General features: G+C 62.7%; 21 protein-coding genes. 8 read left to right on the forward strand and 13 right to left on the reverse strand.

Annotation, left to right across the window (positions count from 1 at the left end):
* Nucleotides 1–21 precede the first annotated feature (21 nt).
* The 4 genes from aroQ to aat are packed head-to-tail and all read left to right on the forward strand — an operon-like array spanning nt 22 to nt 2,954.
* Nucleotides 22–468, forward strand: a complete 447-nt coding sequence (gene aroQ, locus JVX98_RS15260) for a type II 3-dehydroquinate dehydratase (protein ID WP_043614153.1) — start codon at nt 22–24, stop codon at nt 466–468.
* 25 nt (nt 469–493) lie between these two features.
* Nucleotides 494–973, forward strand: coding sequence for an acetyl-CoA carboxylase biotin carboxyl carrier protein (accB, locus tag JVX98_RS15265; protein ID WP_043614150.1), 480 nt, complete (start codon nt 494–496; stop codon nt 971–973).
* A gap of 12 nt (nt 974–985) precedes the next feature.
* The gene (gene accC, locus JVX98_RS15270; RefSeq protein ID WP_205239099.1) at nt 986–2,329 is read left to right on the forward strand and encodes an acetyl-CoA carboxylase biotin carboxylase subunit; all 1,344 of its coding nucleotides are present in this window, start codon (nt 986–988) and stop codon (nt 2,327–2,329) included.
* A gap of 10 nt (nt 2,330–2,339) precedes the next feature.
* The gene (gene aat / locus JVX98_RS15275; protein ID WP_043614144.1) at nt 2,340–2,954 is read left to right on the forward strand and encodes a leucyl/phenylalanyl-tRNA--protein transferase; all 615 of its coding nucleotides are present in this window, start codon (nt 2,340–2,342) and stop codon (nt 2,952–2,954) included.
* A gap of 39 nt (nt 2,955–2,993) precedes the next feature.
* Here aat and JVX98_RS15280 read toward each other — a convergent pair whose 3' ends face one another.
* The 5 genes from JVX98_RS15280 to gatB form a co-directional block, all read right to left on the reverse strand.
* On the reverse strand, nt 2,994–3,446 hold the full coding sequence (locus tag JVX98_RS15280) for a DUF2155 domain-containing protein (protein WP_043614142.1): 453 nt from the start codon (nt 3,444–3,446) through the stop codon (nt 2,994–2,996).
* Between the two features lie 121 nt (nt 3,447–3,567).
* A complete protein-coding gene (locus tag JVX98_RS15285) occupies nt 3,568–3,963 on the reverse strand; it encodes an NADH:ubiquinone oxidoreductase subunit NDUFA12 (protein ID WP_043614139.1) in 396 nt (131 codons plus the stop codon).
* 108 nt (nt 3,964–4,071) lie between these two features.
* Nucleotides 4,072–4,539, reverse strand: coding sequence for a GNAT family N-acetyltransferase (locus JVX98_RS15290; RefSeq protein ID WP_205239100.1), 468 nt, complete (start codon nt 4,537–4,539; stop codon nt 4,072–4,074).
* 125 nt (nt 4,540–4,664) lie between these two features.
* Nucleotides 4,665–5,159, reverse strand: coding sequence for a GNAT family N-acetyltransferase (locus JVX98_RS15295; protein WP_205239101.1), 495 nt, complete (start codon nt 5,157–5,159; stop codon nt 4,665–4,667).
* Nucleotides 5,160–5,161: 2 nt separating this feature from the next.
* On the reverse strand, nt 5,162–6,664 hold the full coding sequence (gene gatB, locus JVX98_RS15300; protein WP_192447242.1) for an Asp-tRNA(Asn)/Glu-tRNA(Gln) amidotransferase subunit GatB: 1,503 nt from the start codon (nt 6,662–6,664) through the stop codon (nt 5,162–5,164).
* A 160-nt stretch (nt 6,665–6,824) separates the two neighbouring features.
* On the opposite strand from gatB, the gene JVX98_RS15305 reads away from it, so the two are divergent.
* Nucleotides 6,825–7,103, forward strand: a complete 279-nt coding sequence (locus JVX98_RS15305; protein ID WP_192447243.1) for a DUF1294 domain-containing protein — start codon at nt 6,825–6,827, stop codon at nt 7,101–7,103.
* Between the two features lie 207 nt (nt 7,104–7,310).
* On the forward strand, nt 7,311–7,565 hold the full coding sequence (locus tag JVX98_RS15310) for a YjhX family toxin (protein WP_034795416.1): 255 nt from the start codon (nt 7,311–7,313) through the stop codon (nt 7,563–7,565).
* Nucleotides 7,566–7,642: 77 nt separating this feature from the next.
* Here the strand turns inward: JVX98_RS15310 and JVX98_RS15315 are convergent, their stop codons facing one another.
* The 5 genes from JVX98_RS15315 to JVX98_RS15335 form a co-directional block, all read right to left on the reverse strand.
* Nucleotides 7,643–9,094: a diguanylate cyclase gene (locus tag JVX98_RS15315; protein ID WP_205239102.1), complete on the reverse strand. Its 1,452-nt coding sequence runs from the start codon at nt 9,092–9,094 to the stop codon at nt 7,643–7,645.
* A gap of 132 nt (nt 9,095–9,226) precedes the next feature.
* The gene (locus tag JVX98_RS15320; protein ID WP_205239103.1) at nt 9,227–9,718 is read right to left on the reverse strand and encodes a GNAT family N-acetyltransferase; all 492 of its coding nucleotides are present in this window, start codon (nt 9,716–9,718) and stop codon (nt 9,227–9,229) included.
* Nucleotides 9,719–9,817: 99 nt separating this feature from the next.
* Nucleotides 9,818–11,299 carry an Asp-tRNA(Asn)/Glu-tRNA(Gln) amidotransferase subunit GatA gene (gatA, locus tag JVX98_RS15325; protein ID WP_205239104.1) on the reverse strand — a complete coding sequence of 494 codons (1,482 nt, stop codon included), beginning with the start codon at nt 11,297–11,299 and terminating at the stop codon, nt 9,818–9,820.
* 50 nt (nt 11,300–11,349) lie between these two features.
* Nucleotides 11,350–11,637, reverse strand: coding sequence for an Asp-tRNA(Asn)/Glu-tRNA(Gln) amidotransferase subunit GatC (gene gatC / locus JVX98_RS15330; RefSeq protein ID WP_043614118.1), 288 nt, complete (start codon nt 11,635–11,637; stop codon nt 11,350–11,352).
* Nucleotides 11,638–11,746: 109 nt separating this feature from the next.
* A complete protein-coding gene (locus JVX98_RS15335; RefSeq protein WP_043614116.1) occupies nt 11,747–12,451 on the reverse strand; it encodes a metal-dependent hydrolase in 705 nt (234 codons plus the stop codon).
* A gap of 81 nt (nt 12,452–12,532) precedes the next feature.
* On the opposite strand from JVX98_RS15335, the gene ruvX reads away from it, so the two are divergent.
* A complete protein-coding gene (ruvX, locus tag JVX98_RS15340) occupies nt 12,533–13,018 on the forward strand; it encodes a Holliday junction resolvase RuvX (RefSeq protein WP_043614114.1) in 486 nt (161 codons plus the stop codon).
* Here ruvX and JVX98_RS15345 read toward each other — a convergent pair.
* On the reverse strand, nt 12,964–13,305 hold the full coding sequence (locus JVX98_RS15345; protein ID WP_205239105.1) for a DUF6105 family protein: 342 nt from the start codon (nt 13,303–13,305) through the stop codon (nt 12,964–12,966). The two genes, ruvX and JVX98_RS15345, sit on opposite strands and share 55 nt — an antisense overlap.
* Nucleotides 13,302–13,442, reverse strand: coding sequence for a hypothetical protein (locus JVX98_RS15350; RefSeq protein WP_089045732.1), 141 nt, complete (start codon nt 13,440–13,442; stop codon nt 13,302–13,304). Before JVX98_RS15350 ends, JVX98_RS15345 begins: the two co-directional genes overlap by 4 nt.
* A 231-nt stretch (nt 13,443–13,673) precedes the next feature.
* Between JVX98_RS15350 and JVX98_RS15355 the strand changes: the two genes are divergently transcribed.
* A complete protein-coding gene (locus JVX98_RS15355; protein ID WP_205239106.1) occupies nt 13,674–14,609 on the forward strand; it encodes an AEC family transporter in 936 nt (311 codons plus the stop codon).
* Nucleotides 14,610–14,633: 24 nt separating this feature from the next.
* Here JVX98_RS15355 and JVX98_RS15360 read toward each other — a convergent pair whose 3' ends face one another.
* Complete coding sequence (locus JVX98_RS15360; RefSeq protein WP_192447249.1) at nt 14,634–16,286, reverse strand: acyl-CoA dehydrogenase family protein; 1,653 nt, start codon at nt 16,284–16,286, stop codon at nt 14,634–14,636.
* Nucleotides 16,287–16,440 lie beyond the last annotated feature (154 nt).

A 16,440-nucleotide genomic window follows, 5' to 3' on the forward strand; every position in this document is an offset into this window, starting at 1 on the left:
ATGACCGGACCGGAATCCCTTATGCCATCGACCATTTTCGTGCTGAACGGCCCCAACCTGAATGCGCTGGGCAAGCGCGAACCGGGTATTTATGGTGGGCAGACGCTGGCCGACATCGAGGCCATGTGCAAGGCGGAAGGCAAGGCGCTCGGCTTCGACGTCGATTTCCGCCAGTCGAACCATGAGGGAACGCTGGTCGATTGGCTGCACGAGGCCGGCAACGTCGCCGCAGGCGTTGCAATCAACCCGGCTGCCTATGGCCACACGTCGATCGCACTTCATGATGCCATCCGCGCCATCGGCATTCCGGTCGTCGAACTGCACCTCTCGAACATCCATGCGCGTGAGGAGTTCCGCCACAAGTCGATGATCGCACCCGCCGTCAAGGGCGTCATCTGCGGCTTCGGCGCACAGAGTTACATTCTTGCGCTGCATGCGCTAAAGAACCTGACAAATCCGTCGAAATAAAAAGAACACAAGAGGCTCATATTCCATGGCTGACAAGAAACCAGGTATCGACCAGGCGCTGATCCGCGATCTCGCCAATATTCTCAAGGACACCGATCTGACCGAGATCGAAGTCGAGCAGGACGACCTGCGCATTCGCGTTTCGCGCAACGGCACGCCGGTTGCGATGCCGATGGCCATGCCGCAGATGCCGGCTTACCAGATGCCCGCCGCAGCGGCCGCCCCGGCAAACGCCGTTGCCGCTCCCGCCGCCGAGAGCGCCCGCGCATCGAAGAATGCCGTGACCGCGCCGATGGTCGGCACTGCCTACCTGTCCCCCGCACCGGGAGCCCGCCCCTTCGTTGAGGTCGGTGCCACGGTCAAGGAAGGCCAGACGATCCTCATCATCGAAGCGATGAAGACGATGAACCAGATCCCGGCTCCGCGCTCGGGCAAGGTCACCGAAATCTTCGTCCAGGACGCAGCCCCCGTCGAATATGGCGAACCGCTGATCGTAATCGAATAAGGCGGCGCGGCGATGATCTCGAAAATTCTCATTGCCAATCGCGGCGAAATCGCCCTTCGCGTGCTTCGTGCCTGCAAGGAACTCGGCATCGCCACGGTCGCCGTTCATTCCACGGCCGACGCCGACGCCATGCATGTTCGCCTCGCCGACGAGAGCGTCTGCATCGGCCCGCCGCCCTCGCGCGATAGCTATCTGAACATTCACCAGATCGTCGCCGCCTGCGAAATCACCGGTGCCGACGCCGTGCATCCGGGCTACGGCTTCCTGTCGGAAAACGCCAAGTTCGCCGAAATCCTCGAAGCGCACGACATCACCTTCATCGGCCCGACGGCGGAACACATCCGCATCATGGGTGACAAGATCACCGCCAAGCAGACGGCGCAGGAACTTGGCATCCCGGTCGTTCCGGGTTCCGACGGCGAAGTGAAGCCGGAGAACGCGCTCGAAGTCGCCCGCAAGATCGGTTTCCCGGTCCTGATCAAGGCGACCGCCGGTGGCGGCGGCCGCGGCATGAAGGTCGCCCGCAGCGAGGCGGACCTCGAAGAGGCCGTTGCGACGGCCCGCACCGAAGCGCTTGCCGCTTTCGGCAACGACGCCGTCTACATGGAGAAGTACCTCTCCAAGCCGCGCCACATCGAAATCCAGATCGTCGGCGACGGCGCCGGCAATGCGGTGCATCTCGGCGAACGCGATTGCTCGCTGCAGCGCCGTCACCAGAAGGTCTGGGAAGAGGCGAATTCGCCGGCCCTCAACGTCGACCAGCGCATGAAGATCGGCCAGATCTGCGCCGACGCCATGAAGAAGCTGAAGTATCGCGGCGCCGGCACGGTCGAGTTCCTCTACGAGAACGGCGAGTTCTATTTCATCGAAATGAACACCCGTCTTCAGGTCGAGCATCCGATCACCGAAGCGATCACCGGCATTGACCTCGTGCACGAGCAGATCCGCGTCGCCTCCGGCGGCGGTCTCTCGGTCCAGCAGGAAGACATCGTGTTTTCCGGCCACGCGATCGAGTGCCGCATCAATGCCGAAGACCCGCGTACCTTCGTCCCCTCCCCGGGCACGATCACGCATTTCCATGCGCCGGGCGGCCTTGGCGTGCGCGTCGATTCGGGCGCCTATCAGGGCTACCGAATCCCGCCTTACTACGACAGCCTGATCGGCAAGCTGATCGTGCATGGCCGTACCCGCGTCGAATGCATGATGCGCCTGCGCCGCGTGCTTGACGAATTTGTCATCGACGGCATCAAGACGACGCTTCCGCTGTTCCAGGACCTGATCAATAATCAGGACATTGCCAACGGCGACTACGACATCCACTGGCTGGAGAAGCATCTGGCCACCACGTCCGAGTAAGGACCAGACATTGAAAGGGACGCGCAGCAAGCAGCCCGATATTACGCCGGACATGCTGCTGCGCGCCTATTCGATCGGCCTCTTCCCGATGGCCGATTCGGCCGATGATCCGGAGCTCTTCTGGGTCGAGCCAGAAATTCGCGGAGTGATCCCGCTCGCAGGCTTCCACACCTCTCGCAGCCTCGCCAAGACCATCCGCCGAAAGCCTTTCGACATCCGCTTCAACACCGCCTTCGAAGCGGTCATGGACGGCTGTGCTGCCCCTGCTCCCGACCGGCCGACAACCTGGATCAACAATAAGATCCGCACGCTCTACGCGACACTGCACTCGATGGGCTATGCCCACAGCGTCGAGGCCTGGGAAGGCGACCAACTGGTCGGGGGGCTTTACGGGGTTTCGCTCGGCTCAGCCTTCTTCGGCGAAAGCATGTTTTCCAGACGCACCGACGCCTCGAAGATCTGCCTCGTGCATCTGGTCGAGCGACTGAAGGCGCGCGGCTTCGAACTGCTCGATACACAGTTCACCACCGAACACCTGAAGTCGTTCGGCGCCGTCGACGTGCCGAAGGCGGAATACGAAGTATTGCTCGCGAACGCGATGTCGTCGCCCGACCTCGCCTTCTAACCAAGGCAAATTCTAAAGAATGGGGATATGCCCCGCCGCTCAGCGCTTCTGCGCGGTATCCGGCGGCGGCAGGTCCGAGGTCGCCTTGCAAGACTGCAGCCAGACGTCATAGACCGGATGCTCGACGGCGTTCAGACCGGGGCTGTCGGCAAACATCCAGCCGGTAAAGATACGGCGGATCTTGCGGTCGAGCGTGATTTCCTCGACCTCGACGAAGGTGGTGATCTTCTGCGCTTCCGTATCGTCACGGCTATAGCAGACGCGCGGCGTGACCTGGAGGGCGCCGAACTGCACGGTCTCGCCGATATAGACGTCGAAGGTGGTGATGCGGCCGGTGATCTTGTCGATGCCGGAGAAGACGGCGACGGCGTTGGAAAGGCGGGCTGCGTCAACGGCTTCCGCAGATGCGACCAGCGGCAAGGCGGCAAGCAGGGACAAGCCCAAACGCCGTGCTCCTTGGCCGATTGCCTTGCGCAGATCAGAACCTGCCATCGTCGCCTGTCTCCCGCGTATCCTGTTCGTCATGGATTTCAGGCGCTAACCATCAATTGTGGCCTCGCCATGATCGAGGAACCCATTCCGCGGTCCGTCGTCGTCACTGAGAACAGATTATTCAGGAGCCGGGCGTCCAGGCGTCGTAGTCGCCGGTTACGCGCGGGCGCTTGCCGGTGGCAGCGATCGAGCCCTGTGGGCGGTAGGCGTTGGCCGTGCCGGTCGGATTGGCGCGGTGCGCCTTCTGCCATTCCCGCGGCGTGTACTTTTCATCGGCCGGCGAAACGTCGGTCCGGTGGTGCATCCAGCCGTGCCAGCCGGCCGGAATGGCGGAAGCTTCGGCGTAGCCGTTGTAGATCACCCAGCGGCGGGTGCGACCTTCAGAGTCCTTGCCGCCCTGGTAGTAGACATTGCCGAGTTCGTCTTGACCGACCCGTTGACCGTGGCGCCAGGTGTGAAAGCGCGTTCCGATCGTCTGTTCGTTCCACCAGGTGAAAATCTGCAGCAGGAGCTTCATGGATGCCGTCCTTGACCGGCCGTTGGGAAGGCGGCCAGATACCAAAACAATGTTCCCGCTTATGCCCCGCCGCTCAGGGCTTGTCCAGTGATTCCGAGGTAAAGGCGGTCATTTCAACGGTAGTTGAAAGCCGAAATGGCTGCGCGCAAAGCCCAGGCGCTCATAGAAGCGATGTGCATCGGTGCGCACGGCGTTGGACGTGAGCCTCACCTTCCTGGCCCCCTTCTCCCGCGCCTCAGCAATCGCATGGCGCATCATGCGTTCGCCGATCCCACGGCCGCGCATGTCGGCGCGCGTCTGAACGGCTTCGACGATCAGGCTGGAGCTTCCCCGCCCGGACAGCGATATGTGCAGCGCGGTTTGAAAGGTGCCGACGACCTGCCCTTCGAGAACCGCGACGAACAGCGTCTGCAGCGTCGAGGCTTCAATCCGGTCGTAGGCAGCGGCGTAGTCTGCGAAGGCCTCAGCGTCGGTCGTGTCGCCGTGACCGCCCAGCGGATCATTGGCGAAGAGCGCGACGATCGCTTCGAGATCCTTGCGCTCAGCCTTGCGGATCATGAGTTCGGTCGCGTCCATGGTTCTCCGCTCACATCGTTCATCGGCTGCGGATCAAGCACTCGGAGGTAACGGCGCGATGACAGCGCCGCTTCTCTCAGGCTTATCCACAGGCATGCGAAACGTCAGGCAACCGGGCGGATCGCCTAGCCGAGAAGCGGCTTTTCCAGAACGATGGCCGGCAGGCCGGACGGGTCGTCGCCCGCCGTCTCACCCACTTCGGCAAAGCCATGCGCCCGATAGAAGGTGAGCGCGTGCAGGTTCTGCGGCTCGACCTCGACGCGCATGCGTTCGGCGTCCGGAAAGCAGGTCTCGAGCTCGGCGAAGATATCGCGGCCGACGCCCTGGCGCTGGAACTTCGGAAGGACATAGAGCTGGTGCAGCACCACCGTCTTGGCCTGCGTGTCGGACATCGCCGCATAGCCCATGCCGCCCAGCTGCCTTCCATCGTCGGCAACAAGAAACTCGGCGTTCTTGCGCGCGAGCCGGGCTTTGAGCGCTGGCAGCGAATGCCAGCGCTCGTTCAGTTCCTTGACCTTCTCGACACCGTAGAAAGTGTCATAGGTCGCGTGCCACGTTTCGATCAGCAGAGCGCGAACCTTCTCCAGGTCGCGCGCGCTTGCCGTGCGCACGAAGAACATCGTTATTCCTCGATGCCGAGCTTGGCCTTGACCAGCGCCTGAACGGCCTGCGGATTGGCCTTGCCGCCGGTCGCCTTCATCACCTGGCCGACGAACCAGCCGGCAAGCGAGGGCTTGGCCTGCACCTTGGCGACCTGATCCGGGTTGGCGGCGATGATCTCGTCGACGGCCTTTTCGATGGCGCCGGTGTCGGTCACCTGCTTCATGCCGCGGGTCTCGACGATCTCGGCCGGGTCGCCCCCCTCGTTCCAGATGATCTCGAAGAGGTCCTTGGCGATCTTGCCGGAGATGGTCTCCGCCTTGATGAGGTCGATGATGCCGCCGAGCTGGGCCGGCGAAACCGGAGTCTCTTCAATGGCTTTGCCGGCTTTGTTCAAGGCGCCGAGCAGGTCGTTGATGACCCAGTTGGCGGCAATCTTGCCATCGCGGCCTTCCGCCACCGCCTCGAAATAGTCGGCGATCGACTTTTCGGAAACGAGCACCGAAGCGTCATAGACCGAGAGGCCGAGGTCGCGCACGAAGCGCTCCTTCTTGTCGTCGGGCAGCTCCGGCAGGTCGGCCTTCAGTGCCTCGACGAATGCGTCGTCGAATTCGAGCGGCAGCAGGTCCGGATCCGGGAAGTAGCGGTAGTCGTGCGCGTCTTCCTTGGAGCGCATCGAGCGGGTCTCGCCCTTGTTCGGGTCGAACAGGCGGGTCTCCTGGTCGATGCTGCCACCGTCCTCGAGAATTCCGATCTGGCGGCGTGCCTCGTATTCGATTGCCTGGCCGATGAAGCGGATCGAGTTGACGTTCTTGATTTCGCAGCGCGTGCCGAAGCCCTCGCCCGGACGACGGACGGACACGTTGACGTCGGCGCGCATCGAGCCTTCGTCCATGTTGCCGTCGCAGGTACCAAGGTAGCGCACGATCGAGCGCAGCTTCGTCATGTAGGCCTTGGCCTCATCCGACGAGCGCATGTCCGGCTTGGAGACGATCTCCATCAGCGCGACGCCCGAGCGGTTGAGATCGACATAGGACATCGACGGATGCTGGTCGTGCATCGACTTGCCGGCGTCCTGCTCAAGATGCAGGCGCTCGATGCCGATCTCGACATCTTCGAACTGGCCCTGGCGGTCCGGACCGACCGAAATGATGATCTTGCCTTCGCCGACGATCGGATCCTTGAACTGGGAGATCTGATAGCCCTGCGGCAGGTCCGGATAGAAATAGTTCTTGCGGTCGAAGATCGAGCGATTGTTGATCGCGGCCTTGAGACCGAGACCGGTGCGCACCGCCTGCTTCACGCATTCCTCGTTGATAACAGGCAGCATGCCGGGCATGGCGGCATCGACCAGCGAGACGTTCGCATTCGGCGCATTGCCGAACTCCGTCGATGCGCCCGAGAACAGCTTCGAATTGGAAAGCACCTGGGCATGGACTTCCATACCGATGATGACTTCCCAGTCGCCGGTGGCGCCAGGGATGAAGCGTTTCGGATCGGGGGTGCGGACGTCGACAATGCTCATATCATGCTCTTCTTTGAAGCCTGAATTCTTGGTTTCTCGGTAGAACAATTGGTCCGCCGGTGCAAGTTGTTCGGCTGGATCAGACACGCCATCTGCAATCTCATGCAAACAGCTGGCGTCTCTTAACCACCGTTTAGCGCCTATCGGCAAGACTTCGGCCATGTCCATCGCCTTTGCCCTGCTCGCGTTCGCAATTCTCGTCAACTTGGCTGCCTTCGGGCTGTTCTGGTACGACAAGCAAGCGGCGCGGTCCGGCAAACGGCGGATCAGCGAGCGGACGCTGCTGACGGTCGCCCTGTTCGGCGGCAGCCCGGGTGCAATGACGGCGCGCCATATCTTCCGACACAAGACGCGTAAGGAACCCTTTCGCACGCGCCTCGCTTTGATCATCGTCTTGCAAGTGGCGCTGGCGGCCATTGGCACCCTGGCGTTGCAATGACACCTTGACGCGCGAACGACGGCCTTTTAGGAAGGCACCGTTCTATTGGAGTTTTTATGTTCCGTTCTTCGCCTGAGTCCCGGTAAAGCCCGTCCGCGTAATCCCCTTTGATTGCGCGCACGGGCCGGAAACGTCACCCCGCATCTTCAGTATTTTGCGGAACGTTTTCCTGCGTTCATACGAACGCGATTCCGGAACATTCAGACAATGGACATCTCGCGCGCAGAACAGCGCATTCTTCATCATTTGGCCCAGGGCGGCCGCATCGAAATCACCCGCGACGACAAGGCGATCACCGAAATCCGGTGCTTCACCCGTGACGGCTGGGTCTATCCCGGCTTCGACCTCGAACTTTTCCGCAAATTGAAGCGGAAGAAGGCGATCTCATCGTCCGGCGGAAAACCCTACCGCATCACGGAACGCGGGCTGCAGCTCGTGCGCTCCGAACTTAACAACCGCTAGCGGCGAATACGAACGATACCGGGCATGCCAGCATGCCCGGTATCGTCAGATGCGCACTTTACTTAACGGAAAGCGACTTACTTAGCGTGAGCGCTCGACGGGGCCGCGCATTGCACGCGGTCGCGGCCCGCAGCCTTCGCCTGGTAGAGCGCGCGGTCGGCCGCAAGCAGCAAGCCGTCGAGGCCAGTGTCGCGGGTCATGACTTCGGCAGCGCCGATGCTGATGGTGACGGCGATGCTTCCGCCCTGCTCCAGATCGATATGAAGCGCCCGCACGGCCTCAAGCAGCCGCTCGGCAACTTTGAGCGCATCGGTCGGGGATTGCCGAACCAGTACAACGGCGAACTCTTCGCCGCCAAGCCGGCCGACGAGATCGTCACCGCGCAGTGCCGCGCGAACGACGCCGGCAACCGAAATCAGCACCTGATCGCCGACGGCATGACCATAGGTGTCATTGATCGCCTTGAAGCGGTCGATATCGAGCATCATCACCACCGTTCCGCCTTTTCGGGCGACCGGCGCTGCGATCAGCGCGGCCGCGCGCGCCATGAAGGTCGCGCGCGCCAGGCACTGGGTCAGAAAATCATAATCGACCGCATGGGACAGGCGCCCAATCAGCGCCCGTCGTGCGGCATCGACGCTGGCGACCGCCAGCGGGCAGAGCGCAAGCAGGGTCGTTCCCAGCCGGGTCGAGGTGAGCGTTTCCTCGGCAACGCCGCTGACGCCGAGGTGCAGCGCGCCGGAGGCAACGGCAATCTGCGTCAACACGCAAACGATCGCCGTCAGGATCGTCACCGGAAACAGACCATAACTGAGCGCGCACCATAAGAGCGCCGGCACCGGGAAGGCGAAAGCGCCCGGCCCGCCGACGAAGAGCGCCGCAGCGCAGGACAGAACCAGGGAGACGAACGGCCAGGCAGTCGCTGAAGCCGGGGCCACCGACGACGCCACTCGCGCGCCACGGGACCGCAAACTGTCTTCCGGAAGCGGTGCAGCCAGGAACACCGGAAGCAGCACGACATAATTGACCAGCTCGGTGGTCAGCCAGGCGACGAATGCTTCCGTGGCCGGCGTGCCGAACGACAGCTGAACCGCAACCGCTCCAACGAGCGAGGCGCCCATCGCCGCCAGGGAGGATGCCGCGAACATATAAAGCACCGAGCGCGCCCGGCGCAGATGCCGGTGCTCAGGCGAAAAGCGGCGATAGAGCAGGAAACCGATGACGACGCCGACCATGTTCGCCGTATTCAGCGCCGCGGCTTCATAGAGATCCGCACCGGTCACCAGGTCCGCAAGTACGTAGGCCAGTGCCGCCGTCAACCATCCAGCCGGGCTGGCAAGCGACGGTCTTCTGATCAGCAGGCCGAGCAGGATCGCATTTGCCGGCCAGATCGAGGCCAGCATGCCGACAGGGCGGCTCAAGATGCCGAGCACGCAGGCGGTGAAGACGATCACGCCTAGGCCGGCAAGCCAAAACGAATGGTGGAAAGGTCTCAGAACCAACGGTCGCGGAACCGTTTTATCCAGCATCTGCAACAAGCGTCCCCCTTGCGGTGCCCCACCACCACGTCATGCCCCATAATATTTCATGGGCCTAATGAATGCGGTGTGAATAGGCCAGCCCGCTTTGCGCGTGGCTGCCATGCATAGGGCGGCGGGGTGTCAGGGACCCGGGGTCTGCTCCAGGGATTTGCTCAGGCCGATGAAGGCAACGTCGCTGTCGAGTTGTGGCGCATAGGCGGTCGACAGCCAGCTCACGCCATAGCCGTGATTGCGGAAGAAGCGCACGGCGCGGTCATTTCGCGCGTGTGTCTTGGTGGTGACGGCGTCGAATCCATCCGCAGCAATGCGATGTTCGATCTCGCCGAGCAACAGCGCGCCGAAGCCCCTGCCCTGGAGCTGCGGCTCGATCCACAAATCGGAGATCGCATTGTCGAAGTTCTCTCGCGCGCACCATCCGCCGATGGCGCCTTCGCCTTCGACGAGCAAAACGGAAAGCCAGTGATCGGACAGAAAACGGAGAAATGCGGCCTCGGCCACGCGCCGCATCTTTTCGCCATCGGCAAGGCCCGCGATTGCCGATTGCCAGGCCCTAAAGCCGATTTCGGCCAGCCTTTCAACGTCGCCGGCGCGGGCATGTCGGATGACGGGCATGACGCGGGTCTCCTTCCGCGACAAGAGTGGCGATCAATGCAGCAAAAGTAGGCGGCAGAAGTGGAAAGGGCGGCACCGTGGGTGCCGCCCTTCAAGAGATTACCACCACTTGGTGGGGGTGAAGCGGCCGGCCGCCTGTTCGATCACATGCGCCGTCTTGAACAGCGTCTCTTCCTCGAACGGCTTGCCGATCAGCTGCAGGCCAAGCGGCAGGCCCTTGTGGTCGAGGCCACCGGGAACGGCGATGCCCGGGAGGCCGGCCATGTTGACCGTCACCGTGAAGATGTCGTTGAGGTACATCTTCACCGGATCGGATGCGAGATCCTCGTCGGCAATACCGAAGGCGGACGACGGCGTTGCCGGCGTCAGAATAGCGTCGACGCCGGCGTGGAACGCCAGTTCGAAGTCGCGCTTGATCAGCGTGCGCACCTTCTGCGCCTGCAGATAGTAGGCGTCGTAGTAGCCGGCCGAAAGCACGTAGGTGCCGATCATGATACGGCGCTTGACTTCGTGGCCGAAGCCGGCGGCGCGCGTCTTTTCGTACATGTCGACGATGTCCTTGCCGTCGACGCGCAGGCCGTAGCGAACGCCGTCATAGCGGGCAAGGTTCGAGGAGGCCTCGGCCGGAGCGACGATGTAGTAGGCCGGCAGCGCGTATCTCGTGTGCGGCAGGGTGATGTCGACGATCTCGGCACCGGCTTCCTTCAGCCAGGCAATGCCCTGCTGCCAGAGCGCTTCGATCTCTTCCGGCATGCCATCGACGCGGTACTCGCGCGGAATGCCGATCTTCATGCCCTTGATCGACTTGCCGATCGCGGCTTCGTAATCCGGCACCGGCAGATCGACCGAGGTCGTGTCCTTGGCGTCGACGCTTGCCATCGACTTCAGGAGGATTGCGGCATCGCGCACGTCACGGGCGATCGGGCCTGCCTGGTCGAGCGACGAGGCGAAGGCGACGGTGCCCCAGCGCGAGCAGCGGCCATAGGTCGGCTTGATGCCGACGGTGCCGGTGAAGGCGGCAGGCTGGCGGATCGAGCCGCCCGTATCGGTAGCGGTCGCACCAGCGCAGAGATGCGCGGCGACGGCCGCTGCAGAGCCGCCCGAGGAGCCGCCCGGTACGAGATCGAGGTTCGAGCCCTTGGCGCGCCACGGGTTCTTGACCGCGCCGTAGTAGGAGGTCTCGTTCGACGAGCCCATGGCGAACTCGTCCATGTTCAGCTTGCCGAGCATGACGGCGCCGTCGTTCCACAGGTTCTGGGTCACGGTCGATTCGTAGCGCGGCGCAAATCCGTCGAGGATGTGGCTGCATGCCTGGGTGTGCACGCCTTCGGTGGCGAAGAGGTCCTTGATGCCGAGCGGGATGCCTTCAAGCGCACCGGCCTTGCCGGCGGCGATACGCGCATCCGAGGCCTTGGCCATCTCGCGCGCCTTTTCGGGCGTGACGGCGATGTAGGCGTTGATCGCCTCATTGGCGGCATCGATCGCGCCGAGATAGGCGTCGGTCAGTTCGACGGCGGTGATGTCCTTGGCGGCGAGCTTGGCGCGGGCTTCGGCAATCGTCAGGCTGGTAAGGTCGGTCATGGTAAAATCTGGCTTTCGCAATCAGAAACGTCGGGGCGGCTGGCGGGAGATTACTCGACCACCTTCGGAACGAGGAAGAAATTGCGATCGGAATTCGGCGCATTGGCAACGATGTCGTCGGCCTTGTTGCCGTCCGTCACGGTGTCCGTCCGCTTCTTCATATCCATCGGCGTGACCGAGGTCATCGGCTCGACGCCTTCGACATTCACTTCGGAGAGCTGCTCGACGAAACCGAGGATGCCATTGAGCTCGCCCATCATCCGTTCGGCTTCTTCTTCGCTGACGGCGATACGGGCAAGGCGCGCGACGCGCTTCACGGTGGCAAGGTCTACGGACATGATCGTCTCCGGTAACTGGAACTTCCCCCGCTATAATGGCGCAGGGCGAGCCACGCAACGGGGGAATTGCCGGAGGACCGGGCCTCTCGTCAAAAGGCCCGGCGCAACATCACACGGCGACGACGCCGCCGACCTGTGGCGTCGCCACCTTCGTTGATGCACTTTCCATGCCGGCAACGAAGGTTTCCGGCGTCTGGTCGATGATCGGGAACGAGCCGTAATGGCAGGGGATCGCCGTCGAGAACGAGAAGAAGCGCTGGCAGGCGAGTGCCGCAACCGCCCCGCCCATGGTGAAACGATCACCGATCGGCACGATGCCGATCTCCGGCTGATGCAGCTCGTTGATCAGCGCCATGTCGGAAAAGATGTCCGTGTCGCCCATGTGATAGAGCGTCGGCTCGTCCTCGAAATGCAGCACCAGGCCGTTGGCATTGCCGAGCGAGTGCGAGACGCCGTCCTCGGTCAGCTGCGCCGACGAATGCAGCGCGTTGACAAAAGTCGTCGAGAAACTGCCGAGTTGGATCGTGCCGCCGGTGTTGCCCATTTCCAGCGCCTTGACGCCATGCCGGCCGAGCCAGGCGGCCAGGTCGGCATTGGCAACAACCGTTGCGCCCGTCTCCTTGGCGATCGCAATGGTGTCGCCGACATGGTCGCCGTGACCATGGGTCAGGAGAATGTGGGTGAGCCCGGCGGTCGCGTCCCGGCGCTCCTCATCGCGGAAGGCAGGATTGCCGGTAAAGAAGGGGTCGATCAGGATTTTGGACTTTGCCGTTTCGATGTGAAAGGCGGCATGGCCGAGCCATTTGATCTTCATGACGATCTCCCTGATGATTTGTCTGTCGCAACAGCATATGGATCAGACAACTCTCCGCGCAAAGATCGAATCGACAATCCCATGGCAATTCTCACCATCGAAGAACTCGCAGCCCAGCTACAGCCGAACCAGGCGATCGCGGGTCTCGACCTCGGCACGAAAACGATCGGCCTCTCGGTCTCCGATCTGGGCCGTCGCTTTGCGACCCCGCGCGAGGTGATCCGCCGGGTCAAGTTCGGCGTGGACGCGGAGGCGCTGCTCTCGGCAGGGAACAAAGAAAAGATCGCGGCCTTCGTCATCGGCCTGCCGGTCAACATGGACGGCACCGAAGGACCGCGCTGTCAGGCGACCCGCGCCTTCGTGCGCAACATGGAACAGAAGACGCCCCTGCCCTTCATCTTCTGGGATGAAAGGCTGTCGACGGTCGCGGCCGAGCGGGTGCTGATCGAGATGGATGTGTCGCGACGCAAGCGGGCCGAACGCATCGATTCGGCCGCAGCATCCTTCATTCTTCAGGGTGCGCTCGACAGGCTGGCGTCGCTGGCAAGAGACGGCCTCTCGGACTGAGGGGCCGTGGCGCCGAAGCGGCGGCGATACCAGGCCGCGATCTGGCGGCGCTTGCGAAAGCCGATGATGGCAAAAACGATGAGGCTGTCGACGACGATCGCGCGCGCGACGAGCGGCGGGATCGATTCCGGTGGAATGCCGAGGACGTTGCCGTAGATCTGGAACACCAGATCATGGGTTTGGCGCGTCAGCATGAAAAAGCCGAAGCTCATGTCGTAGTACGAGAGACTGTACCAGCCCGTCAGCAGAAGGATCGGTCCGCCCCAAAGGATCAGAAACCACTTCATGCGGCTCCCCTTTCCGAGATCTGCCGAAAGACGACGGGATAAATTGCGCGGTCTGCCAGGACGACGGCCACGAGAACCATCGCGGGAACTGCGATATCTAGCGCCAGTCCGGCAAAAAACATCATCATGATGATCATAAGACCAGTTCTCACCGAACCGCTCCATTCCGGAATCCATTAAAATGCCGGATCAATCTCCGCCCTTACGGGGGCCTGCGCAACGTAAACCATTTGTTAAGGTTAATTTTCACAGGGACGCGCCCGCAATCGGGCCTGGATAAGCCCTTCCCCGCATTTCCCGTGCGGCAAGACATTCCGGTTTGCGGAAATTTGCGGTAGCGATAGGGCTCTCGCACGCAGGCCCTCCCCATGACTATCGTCTTCGAAAGCATCCTCCCCGTCTTCCTGCTGGTTCTGCTCGGCGCCTGGCTCAAGCGCTCGACGCTTGTCGACCAGAACCTTTGGCTGGGGCTGGAACAGTTCGGCTACTTCATCCTGTTCCCTGCCCTCCTGTTCTCGACCCTGGCTGAGGCCAATTTCACCGGATTGCAGGCGGACGCAACGGCCATCGCCACGATCGGCAGCGTCAGCCTGATGTCGCTTTTCGTGCTACTGCTTTGGCCTATGCTTAGAAACCGCAAGGTTTCCGCGGCGTCCTTCACCTCGACGTTCCAGACGGCGACACGGTGGAACGGCTTCATGGCGCTTGCGATCGCCCACAAACTCTACGGGCAACTCGGCCTGACACTGACCGCGCTCTTGATGACGCTCCTGATCATCCCGACCAATCTCTACAATATTGCCGTGCTCGTGTGGTTCACGGGCGGCAGACGTGACTTTCGCCGCTTCTTCATGCGAATCGCCACCAATCCGATCATCGTGTCTTCGGTGCTCGGAATTTTCGTCAACCTGATCGGACTGAAGATCTACAGCCCGCTGATGGCCACCATCGAGATGCTGGCGAGCGCGTCGCTCAGTCTCGGGCTGGTGATGGTCGGCGCCGGGTTACGGGCATCGGACGCGCTCAAACCAAGCGCCGTCGCGCTGCTTGCCGTCTTCCTCAAGCTGATCGTCATGCCGGTCTTCATGGTGAGCGCCAGCTACCTACTCGGCATTCGTGGCGACGCGCTTCTCGTTGTTGCCCTTGGCGCGGCGGTACCGACGGCGATGAACGGCTATTTGCTCGCCAAACAGATGGGTGGCGACGCCGAGCTCTATGCGGCCGTTGCCACCGTTCAGACCGTGGTTTCGTTCTTCACGATCCCGCTCGTCCTTCTTCTCACCGCCTACGTCGCGAGCAACTGACGACGTCACGGGGGGGCTGAAGGCTTACGCCGCAGGGGGATAGAGAAGGTCGAGGATGTAGGCGGAATCGAAGCGCGAATCGAGCATGCCGTAGGTCGAGCGCCAGCCAGCGGCCAGGCGTGATTCCAGGAACGCATCGGCAATGCGACCGGCACCGAGACGGTAGAGCTCGGCGGCAGCGGCAGCGAGCGCCAGCTGTTCGACCAGCATGCGGGCGGCACCTTCATCGCGTTCGCACAGCAACATGGCCGCGCGCAGCACGTCGATGGTCTTGCGGCCGGACGGGCCGAGATCGCGCGCCAGCACGACGAAGAGCTGCTCGAACAGGTCCTTGCCCTTGGCGAGAACCCGCAGCACATCCAGCGCCATGACGTTGCCGGAGCCTTCCCAGATGGCGTTCACTGGCGCTTCGCGGTAGTGGCGCGCCAGTGCACGCTCTTCCACATAGCCGTTGCCGCCCAGGCACTCCATCGCCTCATAGATCAGTGCCGGCGCGATCTTGCAGGCCCAGTATTTCGCAACCGGCGTCATGATCCGCGCATAGGCCGCGTCTTCCGCGCTGCTGCGGGCCCTGTCGAAGGCTTCGGCCAGGCGGAACGAAAGCGCGCTCGCCGCGGCGACGTCGAGCGCCATGTCGGCAAGCACGCGCGTCATCATCGGCTGGCTGACGAGCGGCTTGCCGAAAACCTTGCGGCCGCGCGTATGATGCACGGCTTCGGCAAGCGAAGCGCGCATCATGCCGGCGGAGGCGAGCGCACAGTCGAGCCGCGTCAGCGTTACCATGTCGAGGATCGTGCGAAGGCCGGCATCCGGCGCGCCGAGGATGAAGCCGAACGTGTCGGAGAACTCGACCTCGGAAGATGCATTGGAGCGGTTGCCGAGCTTGTCCTTCAGCCGCTGGAACCGCAGGCCGTTGGCGCTGCCGTCCTCAAGCAGACGCGGCACCAGGAAGCAGGCAAGGCCTTCGCGGGTCTGCGCCAGCATGACGAAAGCGTCGCTCATCGGCGCCGACATGAACCACTTGTGGCCATTCAGCCGATAGATCCCCTCGCCCACCCGTTCGGCGGTCGAGGTGTTGGCGCGCACGTCGGTGCCGCCCTGCTTCTCGGTCATGCCCATGCCGACGGTGACGGCAGACTTCTGCATCCACGGACGGTTGGTGGAATCGTATTTGCGCGACAGGATCTTCGGCGCCCACTCCTTCTGCACCGCCGGCGAGGCGGTGATCGCGGCCAGCGACGCGCTGGTCATCGTCAGCGGGCAAAGATGGCCGCATTCGAGCTGCGCCGTCAGATAGAAGCGGATCGCACGGACTTTATGCGACTGGTTGCGCTCGTCCGGCAGATTTTCCCAGGCGGACGCGTGCAGGCCCGAGGACATCGAGCGGCGCATCAGCGCATGCCAGGCCGGGTGGAACTCGACGACATCGAGACGCTCGCCGCGCGGCCCGTGGGTCTTCAGCTTCGGCGGACCTTCGTTCGCCATGCGCGCCAGTTCCTGCGCCTCCGGCGAGGTGACGTAGCGGCCGAGCACATCGAACTCGTCGCGCAACGTCTTGCTCATGCCCGAGGTGATGTCGACCACGAGCGGATCGGAACGATAGGCGTTGACGCCGGACCAGGGCTTGGGCTGGTTCAGCTCGGCGAGTTTCTGTTCAGTCCGGTTCATCTGATTCATGGGCCGGTTCTAGCGCAAGTTTCTCGACCACGGAACGGGGCGCAGAAAAGATAGGATCGCCGTTGCAAGTTTTCTGCGGACGGGCACGCCCAAGCCTTGCCGTGCCGGGGACCAGGTCTTATAGAGCGACCACATTTCCAGAGCGCAAGGGCGG

This window comes from Ensifer sp. PDNC004 (assembly GCF_016919405.1).
Lineage (GTDB): Bacteria > Pseudomonadota > Alphaproteobacteria > Rhizobiales > Rhizobiaceae > Ensifer.

Excerpts from the sequence above, each read along its gene's own strand:
- aroQ (WP_043614153.1), top strand. The coding sequence starts at position 22 with ATGCCATCGACCATTTTCGTGCTGAACGGCCCCAACCTGAATGCGCTG.
- accB (WP_043614150.1), top strand. The coding sequence starts at position 494 with ATGGCTGACAAGAAACCAGGTATCGACCAGGCGCTGATCCGCGATCTC.
- accC (WP_205239099.1), top strand. The coding sequence starts at position 986 with ATGATCTCGAAAATTCTCATTGCCAATCGCGGCGAAATCGCCCTTCGC.
- JVX98_RS15280 (WP_043614142.1), bottom strand. The coding sequence starts at position 3,446 with ATGGCAGGTTCTGATCTGCGCAAGGCAATCGGCCAAGGAGCACGGCGT.
- JVX98_RS15285 (WP_043614139.1), bottom strand. The coding sequence starts at position 3,963 with ATGAAGCTCCTGCTGCAGATTTTCACCTGGTGGAACGAACAGACGATC.
- JVX98_RS15290 (WP_205239100.1), bottom strand. The coding sequence starts at position 4,539 with ATGGACGCGACCGAACTCATGATCCGCAAGGCTGAGCGCAAGGATCTC.
- JVX98_RS15295 (WP_205239101.1), bottom strand. The coding sequence starts at position 5,159 with ATGTTCTTCGTGCGCACGGCAAGCGCGCGCGACCTGGAGAAGGTTCGC.
- gatB (WP_192447242.1), bottom strand. The coding sequence starts at position 6,664 with ATGAGCATTGTCGACGTCCGCACCCCCGATCCGAAACGCTTCATCCCT.
- JVX98_RS15305 (WP_192447243.1), top strand. The coding sequence starts at position 6,825 with ATGTCCATCGCCTTTGCCCTGCTCGCGTTCGCAATTCTCGTCAACTTG.
- JVX98_RS15310 (WP_034795416.1), top strand. The coding sequence starts at position 7,311 with ATGGACATCTCGCGCGCAGAACAGCGCATTCTTCATCATTTGGCCCAG.
- JVX98_RS15315 (WP_205239102.1), bottom strand. The coding sequence starts at position 9,094 with ATGCTGGATAAAACGGTTCCGCGACCGTTGGTTCTGAGACCTTTCCAC.
- JVX98_RS15320 (WP_205239103.1), bottom strand. The coding sequence starts at position 9,718 with ATGCCCGTCATCCGACATGCCCGCGCCGGCGACGTTGAAAGGCTGGCC.
- gatA (WP_205239104.1), bottom strand. The coding sequence starts at position 11,299 with ATGACCGACCTTACCAGCCTGACGATTGCCGAAGCCCGCGCCAAGCTC.
- gatC (WP_043614118.1), bottom strand. The coding sequence starts at position 11,637 with ATGTCCGTAGACCTTGCCACCGTGAAGCGCGTCGCGCGCCTTGCCCGT.
- JVX98_RS15335 (WP_043614116.1), bottom strand. The coding sequence starts at position 12,451 with ATGAAGATCAAATGGCTCGGCCATGCCGCCTTTCACATCGAAACGGCA.
- ruvX (WP_043614114.1), top strand. The coding sequence starts at position 12,533 with ATGGCAATTCTCACCATCGAAGAACTCGCAGCCCAGCTACAGCCGAAC.
- JVX98_RS15345 (WP_205239105.1), bottom strand. The coding sequence starts at position 13,305 with ATGAAGTGGTTTCTGATCCTTTGGGGCGGACCGATCCTTCTGCTGACG.
- JVX98_RS15350 (WP_089045732.1), bottom strand. The coding sequence starts at position 13,442 with ATGATCATCATGATGATGTTTTTTGCCGGACTGGCGCTAGATATCGCA.
- JVX98_RS15355 (WP_205239106.1), top strand. The coding sequence starts at position 13,674 with ATGACTATCGTCTTCGAAAGCATCCTCCCCGTCTTCCTGCTGGTTCTG.
- JVX98_RS15360 (WP_192447249.1), bottom strand. The coding sequence starts at position 16,286 with ATGAATCAGATGAACCGGACTGAACAGAAACTCGCCGAGCTGAACCAG.